The organism is Kitasatospora sp. NPDC057500 (assembly GCF_042802195.1).
GTDB lineage: Bacteria > Actinomycetota > Actinomycetes > Streptomycetales > Streptomycetaceae > Kitasatospora.
The window spans coordinates 25,249-31,265 of the sequence record NZ_JBHVER010000083.1 but is presented as its reverse complement, the minus strand read 5'-3'; the positions used below and the strand labels follow the sequence as shown (position 1 = coordinate 31,265).

Genomic DNA, 6,017 nt, shown 5'->3' with positions numbered 1-6,017 from the left:
GTGCGCGATACTGGGATTGAACCAGTGACCCCTACCGTGTCAAGGTAGTGCTCTCCCGCTGAGCTAATCGCGCCTGGTAAGGCGTTTGTGCAGCAGACCCCGGAGGGCCTGACGTGCGCGATACTGGGATTGAACCAGTGACCCCTACCGTGTCAAGGTAGTGCTCTCCCGCTGAGCTAATCGCGCTGGTGCGGTGCTACCGCAGTGAACCCCGGGTCCAGGACCCGAAGATCAACGTGCGCGATACTGGGATTGAACCAGTGACCCCCACCGTGTCAAGGTGGTGCTCTCCCGCTGAGCTAATCGCGCGGGGCAGGTGTCCGGCGGAGCCGGCCATGGTGCGCGATACTGGGATTGAACCAGTGACCCCTACCGTGTCAAGGTAGTGCTCTCCCGCTGAGCTAATCGCGCGGGGAGGCCACCCGGCAGAGCCGGGCGAGCCTCTTGGAGGTGGAGACGGGATTTGAACCCGTGTAGACGGCTTTGCAGGCCGTTGCCTCGCCTCTCGGCCACTCCACCAGGCAACACTCGAAGGACGATCTTACACTGTCCTTCGCCGAGCGGACGACGAGATTCGAACTCGCGACCCTCACCTTGGCAAGGTGATGCTCTACCAACTGAGCCACGTCCGCCTGTCTGCCGGGATCTTCACCGGTTCTCCCGGCTGCGCTCCCTGGCGACGTGTTGAACTCTAGCGGATTCCCGGGCCAGCTAAAAATCCGTTCCCGCAGCGTGCCCGCCGGACGCCCCCCGCCCGCCCCGGCGCCGACCGGCCCGGACGTGCCCGGCGCGGGTTGATCGACACCGTGAGTGACACCCGCAGGTCACCCGGCGTACGCCCGCGCGACGCCCGGCTCTGCTCGCGCCCCCCGACCTACACTTCAGGCACCGCAACCCGAGCAAAGCCCCGTGCAGGAGAACCGTGTCCGGCCACCTCGACCCCCAGCACCCCCTCGCCCGCTTCGGCGGCCGCCTCGCGACCGGACTGCGCGACGTCACCTCCGACCCGGCCGCCCTGGACTCCACCGGCTGGTGGGCCGTCGCCTACGACTTCGAGGGCCGGCTCACCTGCGCCCGCTTCGACGACGTCCGCCCGGCCCCCGCCCCACCCTTCGGCGCCGGCTGGCTCGGCCCGGCCGCCGGCGACTGGCGCAGCTCGCTCGACCGCGCCGCCTACACCGCGGGCGTGCGCCGAGTCCGGGAGCACATCGCGGCCGGCGAGGTCTACCAGGCCAACCTCTGCCGGGTGCTCTCCGCCCCGCTGCCCGACCCCGCCCGCTCCGACATCGACGCCCTCACCGGCCTGCTCGCCCACGGCAACCCGGCCCCCTACGCGGGAACGATCCGGCTGCCCGGCCACGGCGTCGAGATCGCCACCGCCTCGCCCGAGCTCTACCTGCGCCGCACCGGCCGCACCGTCTCCTCGGGGCCGATCAAGGGCACCGGCCGCACCGAGCACGACCTGCTCGACAAGGACCACGCCGAGAACGTGATGATCGTCGACCTGGTCCGCAACGACCTCGGCCGGGTCTGCGCCACCGGCACCGTCACCGTGCCCGACCTGTGCGCGGTCGAGAAGCACCCCGGCCTGGTCCACCTGGTCTCCACCGTCGAGGGCACCCTGCGCCCGGACGCCGGCTGGCCCGACCTGCTCGCCGCCACCTTCCCGCCCGGCTCCGTCACCGGCGCCCCCAAGTCCAGCGCCCTGCGGATCATCGAAGCCCTGGAGACCGCCCCGCGCGGCCCCTACTGCGGCGCCGTCGGCTGGGTCGACGCCGACCGCGGCGAGGCCGAACTCGCCGTCGGCATCCGCACCTTCTGGATCGACCGGACCGACCCCGCGGCACCCGAACTGCGCTTCGGCACCGGTGCCGGCATCACCTGGGGCTCCGACCCCGACCGCGAATGGGCGGAAACCGAACTGAAGGCCGCCCGCCTGGTCGCGATAGCGTCGGGCACCGGCATCCGCCCCGACACCGACTGAACCCCGACAGCGACTGAACCCCGACACGGACCGGACCCGGCCCCACCACCCGCGGCCGGCCGGCCCGCGCCCGTCCCGCGAGGAGCACCCCGCGATGCAGCACCCGACCACCAGCTGGGTCAACGGCACCCTCGTCGACTCCGCCGACCCGGCCCTGTCCGTCCTGGACCACGGACTCACCACGGGCGACGGCGTCTTCGAGACCATGAAGGCCGTCGACGGCAGGGCCTTCGCCGTCACCCGGCACCTGGAGCGCCTCACCCGCTCCGCCCGCGGCCTCGGCCTGCCCGACCCCGACCACGAGCGGGTCCGCGAGGCCTGCGCCGCCGTCCTCGCCGCCAACCCGATGCCGCTCGGGCGCCTGCGCATCACCTACACCGGCGGCACCGCACCGCTCGGCTCCGAGCGCGGCGACACCGGCCCCACCCTGGTCGCCTCCATCGGCACCGCCACCCGCCGCCCCGACACCACCGCCGTCACCGTCGTCCCCTGGCGCCGCAACGAGCACAGCGCCGTCGCCGGCCTCAAGACCACCTCCTACGCCGAGAACGTCGTCGCCCTCGCCGCCGCCCACCGCGCCCGAGCCTCCGAGGCCCTGCTCGCCAACACCGCGGGCCGGCTCTGCGAAGGCACCGGCTCCAACGTCTTCGTCGTCCTCGGCGGCCGCCTGCTCACCCCGCCGCTCGCCTCCGGCTGCCTGGCCGGCATCACCCGGCAGCTCGTCGTCGACTGGTGCGGCGCCGAGGAGGCCGACCTCCCGCTCGACGCCCTCCAGGAGGCCGAGGAGATCTTCCTGACCTCCTCCCTGCGCGACGTCCAGGCCGTCACCCGCGTCGACGACCGCGAACTGCCCGGCCCCGGCCCGGTCACCGCCAAGGCCATGGCCGTCTTCGCCCAGCGCAGCGGCGACGACCTCGACCCCTGAGCACCCGCCCCCCGGGGAGCCCGCCCGCGAGAACCCGCGGCGGGGACGCGCCGTCCGGGCCGGTAGAAGACCCGGACGGCGGGGAAGGGACCCCGACATGACCACCACGCTGCGCCCCGAGAGCCCGGAGACCCCCACCCCCGCCGGCGGCCGCACCCGGCGCTGGCAGATCTGCGTCAACGGCCGCCCGGTCGGCGGCTTGCGTACCACCGCCGTTCCCCGCGGCAGCCAACTCTGGGGCGAGATAGCAGAGTTGGAGGTCCACAGCGGACGCGGCCGGGGGCGCGGGACGATCGGGGCGCTGGCCGCCGAGGAGGTGCTGCGCGGCTGGGGCTGCACCCGGGTGGACGCGGACATCCCCGAGCCCGCCCGGGTCGCCCGCTCGCTCGCGGTCACCCTCGGCTACACCGAGCGGATGCGGAACATGGTCAAACGGCTGGACGCGCCGCCCGCCCTGCCGCCCGGCGCCACCGCCCGCGCGATCGGCGCCGCCGAGTTCCCGGCCTGGCTCGCCGAGGCCAAGGCCGGCTACCTGCACGACCTGCGCTCCTCCGGCCTCGGCGAGGCGGAGGCCCGCGCCAAGTCCGACGCCGACCACGCGAGACTGCTGCCGCAGGGCGCGGACAGCCCCGGCGTCGCGCTGCGCCGCCTGTACGGGCCCGGGGAGGAGCCGCTGGGCTCGCTCTGGCTGGCGCTGCGGCTGCGCGACCTGCCCGACGGCGCCCCGCTGGCGTGGGTCATGGTGGTCGAGGTGGCCGAGGCCCACCGGGGCCGCGGCCACGGCCGGACGCTGATGCACCTCGCCGAGCAGGCGTGCCTCTCGGCGGGCGTCCACGACCTCGGGCTGAACGTCTTCAGCGGCAACGAGGTCGCGATCCGCCTCTACGAGTCGCTCGGCTACCGGGTCACCAACCGCGTCTTCGGCAAGCCGCTGCTGTGACCGGCGACGGCGGGCCGGCGGCCCGCCGGGGGTCAGGACGCCTTCGCGGCCTCGACGGCGGCGACGATGCGCTCCAGCAGCCCGTCCTGGCTCTTCCCGCCGTCGAGGCGCTGCCCGGCGATCACGTACGTCGGCGTGCCGCTCACCCCGATCGCCCGGCCCTCGGCCTGGTCGGCGTCCACGGTCAGCATGTGCCGGCCGTCCACCAGCGCGGTGTCCACCTCCTCGGCGTCCACCCCGACCTCCCGGGCCACCTCCAGCAGCACCTCGGTGCCGCGCGCCTCCAGGTCCGCGACCCGCTCCAGCAGCGCCTCGACGAACGGCCAGCCGAGGCCCTGCGCGAACGCCTCCTCGGCGGCCTCGGCGGCGGGGTAGGCGTACTTGTGCTTCTCCAGCGGGAAGTGCCGCAGCTCGATCGGCAGCGCGTCGCCGTAGCGGGCGCGCAGCGCGCGGACGTCGTCCAGGGCGGTGCGGCAGTCCGGGCACTGGAGCTCGCACCAGAACTCGAGACGGGGGAGGGAACCTTCGATCATGCCCCCAGTGTTCCATCAGTGGGCCCTGTGCCGTTCCGGGGACCGGGCCCGGCCAGTTCGCCAGACCGGAGCCTTGGGAGGTCCGACGAGATGATCAGTCCGATCAGCAGTCCGACGGCCGCGGCGACAGCCGCCGCGGGGACCGAGGGGAGGCGGCCGTGCTGACGGCGGCGGTCGCCTTCGCCCTCACCGCGGGGGGCGTGGCCGTGGCCGGCCTGCGCGCCTACCGTCGGCGCTTCCTCTCCGCGACCCGCTGGTTCGCCGTCGCGCTGCTCCCCGCCGGCCTCTATCTGACCGGCCTGTTCCCGGTGGCCCGGACGATCGGCGACGAGATCGCCGACTGGGCGGTCAAGCTGGTCTTCGACCCCCGGGTGTGGACCGGCATCGTGCTGCTGGCGGTCTCGGCGGGGCTGCTCGTGACCACCCGCTGGGCGGGCCGGCGCGGCGCCGAGACCGAGGGGCGGGAGACCGCCCCCGCCGCCGGACCCGCCCCGGCCCGCCCGGCGGTGGCCCCGGCCGCCCAGGCTGCGCCGAAGCGCGCCGAGAAGGCCGCGCGCGCCGGGCAGGGCAAGGGCGGGCAGGGCAAGGGCGACGACGGCCTCGGCGAGTTCGCCGACATCGAGGAGATCCTGCGCCGCCGCGGCATCTGAGCGCCCGGGTCCGCGGACCGCCGGGGCGCCCGGAGCGCCCCGGGCGCTCAGGCCGAGGGGACCGCGTCCGCCGAGCGCTGGCGGGCCCGGTAGGCGGCCACGTGCAGCCGGTTCCCGCAGGTCCGGCTGTCGCAGTAGCGGCGCGAGCGGTTGCGCGAGAGGTCCACGAAGACCCGCGCGCAGTCCGGCGCCTCGCAGCGGCGCAGCCGTTCGCGCTCGCCCGCGGTGAGGATGAACGCCAGCGCCATGCCGATCTCGGCGGCCAGGTGGTCGCCGAGGGCGGCGTGCGGCGCGAAGTAGTGGATGTGCCACCCGTGGTGGTCGTGGTTGGTCAGCCGGGGCGTGGTGCCGGCCGCCGCGACCAGGGCGTTGACCAGCTCGGCGGCCTCTTCGGTGGACTCCGTGCCGAAGACCTCGCGCAGCCGCGAGCGCAGCAGGTGCACCTGGCGCAGGTCGTCGTCGGTCAGCGAGTCGATCTCGCTGATCTCCTGCCGGACCACGAAGGCGTCGAGTGCGGGCACGTCGGGCAGCAGCTCGGTGCCGCACACCTCGGGTGCGGTGTTGAGGAGCTCGACGAGGATGCTCAGCGCGCACTCGGTGTCATGGGTGATCAGCACGTGGAGGCTCCTCGTGCGGAGGGGGCCGTGGGCACCCCGCGACTACGGGTCATTCCCAGACCTTACCGGGGCGGTGCGGCGTGCGGCTGTGGCTTGTGTCGAAGATGCGTACGGATTCCGTCACTCTGTGCGTGGTTCTCGCCGGAGAAACGGCCGCGCCCGGCACGGAGGCCGGCCATCCGTGGGATGACCGGCTCCGGTGCCGGGCGCCTTCGGTGCCGCAGGGGCCCTCCGTTCGGGAGAGAACCGTTTCGTCACCGGCCCCGAGACCGCGTCGTGCGCGGCTGAGTCTGCTGCCGTGCCCCCGAGTAGGACGGCTGCGGTTGACGGCAGGGGCTACGACCCCGCCGACAGCGGGGTGTGACCGC

At 74.2% G+C, this 6,017-nt stretch carries 6 protein-coding genes and 6 tRNA genes; 4 read left to right on the top strand and 8 right to left on the bottom strand.

Going from position 1 to position 6,017, the window contains the following annotated elements:
* Window position 1: 1 nt before the first annotated feature.
* From ACFU74_RS19305 to ACFU74_RS19280, 6 genes are all read right to left on the bottom strand, one after another.
* Window positions 2-73, bottom strand: a tRNA-Val gene (locus ACFU74_RS19305).
* Window positions 74-114: 41 nt separating this feature from the next.
* Window positions 115-186: transfer RNA gene (locus ACFU74_RS19300), tRNA-Val, on the bottom strand.
* Between the two features lie 51 nt (window positions 187-237).
* A tRNA-Val gene (locus ACFU74_RS19295) sits at window positions 238-309 on the bottom strand.
* A gap of 27 nt (window positions 310-336) precedes the next feature.
* Window positions 337-411: transfer RNA gene (locus ACFU74_RS19290), tRNA-Val, on the bottom strand.
* A gap of 34 nt (window positions 412-445) precedes the next feature.
* Window positions 446-519, bottom strand: a tRNA-Cys gene (locus ACFU74_RS19285).
* A 40-nt stretch (window positions 520-559) separates the two neighbouring features.
* Window positions 560-632, bottom strand: a tRNA-Gly gene (locus ACFU74_RS19280).
* Window positions 633-922: 290 nt separating this feature from the next.
* On the opposite strand from ACFU74_RS19280, the gene ACFU74_RS19275 reads away from it, so the two are divergent.
* The 3 genes from ACFU74_RS19275 (at window position 923) to ACFU74_RS19265 (ending at window position 3,849) form a co-directional block, all read left to right on the top strand.
* A complete protein-coding gene (locus ACFU74_RS19275; RefSeq protein WP_380758162.1) occupies window positions 923-1,984 on the top strand; it encodes a chorismate-binding protein in 1,062 nt (353 codons plus the stop codon).
* A gap of 94 nt (window positions 1,985-2,078) precedes the next feature.
* A complete protein-coding gene (locus tag ACFU74_RS19270; RefSeq protein WP_380758160.1) occupies window positions 2,079-2,909 on the top strand; it encodes an aminotransferase class IV in 831 nt (276 codons plus the stop codon).
* Window positions 2,910-3,006: 97 nt separating this feature from the next.
* The gene (locus ACFU74_RS19265) at window positions 3,007-3,849 is read left to right on the top strand and encodes a GNAT family N-acetyltransferase (RefSeq protein ID WP_380758158.1); all 843 of its coding nucleotides are present in this window, start codon (window positions 3,007-3,009) and stop codon (window positions 3,847-3,849) included.
* A gap of 32 nt (window positions 3,850-3,881) precedes the next feature.
* On the opposite strand, the gene ACFU74_RS19260 is transcribed toward ACFU74_RS19265, so the two are convergent.
* On the bottom strand, window positions 3,882-4,382 hold the full coding sequence (locus ACFU74_RS19260) for a DsbA family protein (RefSeq protein WP_380758156.1): 501 nt from the start codon (window positions 4,380-4,382) through the stop codon (window positions 3,882-3,884).
* A gap of 158 nt (window positions 4,383-4,540) precedes the next feature.
* On the opposite strand from ACFU74_RS19260, the gene ACFU74_RS19255 reads away from it, so the two are divergent.
* Window positions 4,541-5,032, top strand: coding sequence for a hypothetical protein (locus ACFU74_RS19255; protein ID WP_380758154.1), 492 nt, complete (start codon window positions 4,541-4,543; stop codon window positions 5,030-5,032).
* 47 nt (window positions 5,033-5,079) lie between these two features.
* Here ACFU74_RS19255 and ACFU74_RS19250 read toward each other — a convergent pair whose 3' ends face one another.
* Window positions 5,080-5,649, bottom strand: coding sequence for a CGNR zinc finger domain-containing protein (locus tag ACFU74_RS19250; RefSeq protein WP_380758152.1), 570 nt, complete (start codon window positions 5,647-5,649; stop codon window positions 5,080-5,082).
* Window positions 5,650-6,017: the final 368 nt, after the last annotated feature.

What these genes read in the sequence shown, in the direction of transcription:
- ACFU74_RS19270 (WP_380758160.1), top strand. Translation starts at nt 2,079, where the DNA reads ATGCAGCACCCGACCACCAGCTGGGTCAACGGCACCCTCGTCGACTCC.
- ACFU74_RS19265 (WP_380758158.1), top strand. Translation starts at nt 3,007, where the DNA reads ATGACCACCACGCTGCGCCCCGAGAGCCCGGAGACCCCCACCCCCGCC.
- ACFU74_RS19260 (WP_380758156.1), bottom strand. Translation starts at nt 4,382, where the DNA reads ATGATCGAAGGTTCCCTCCCCCGTCTCGAGTTCTGGTGCGAGCTCCAG.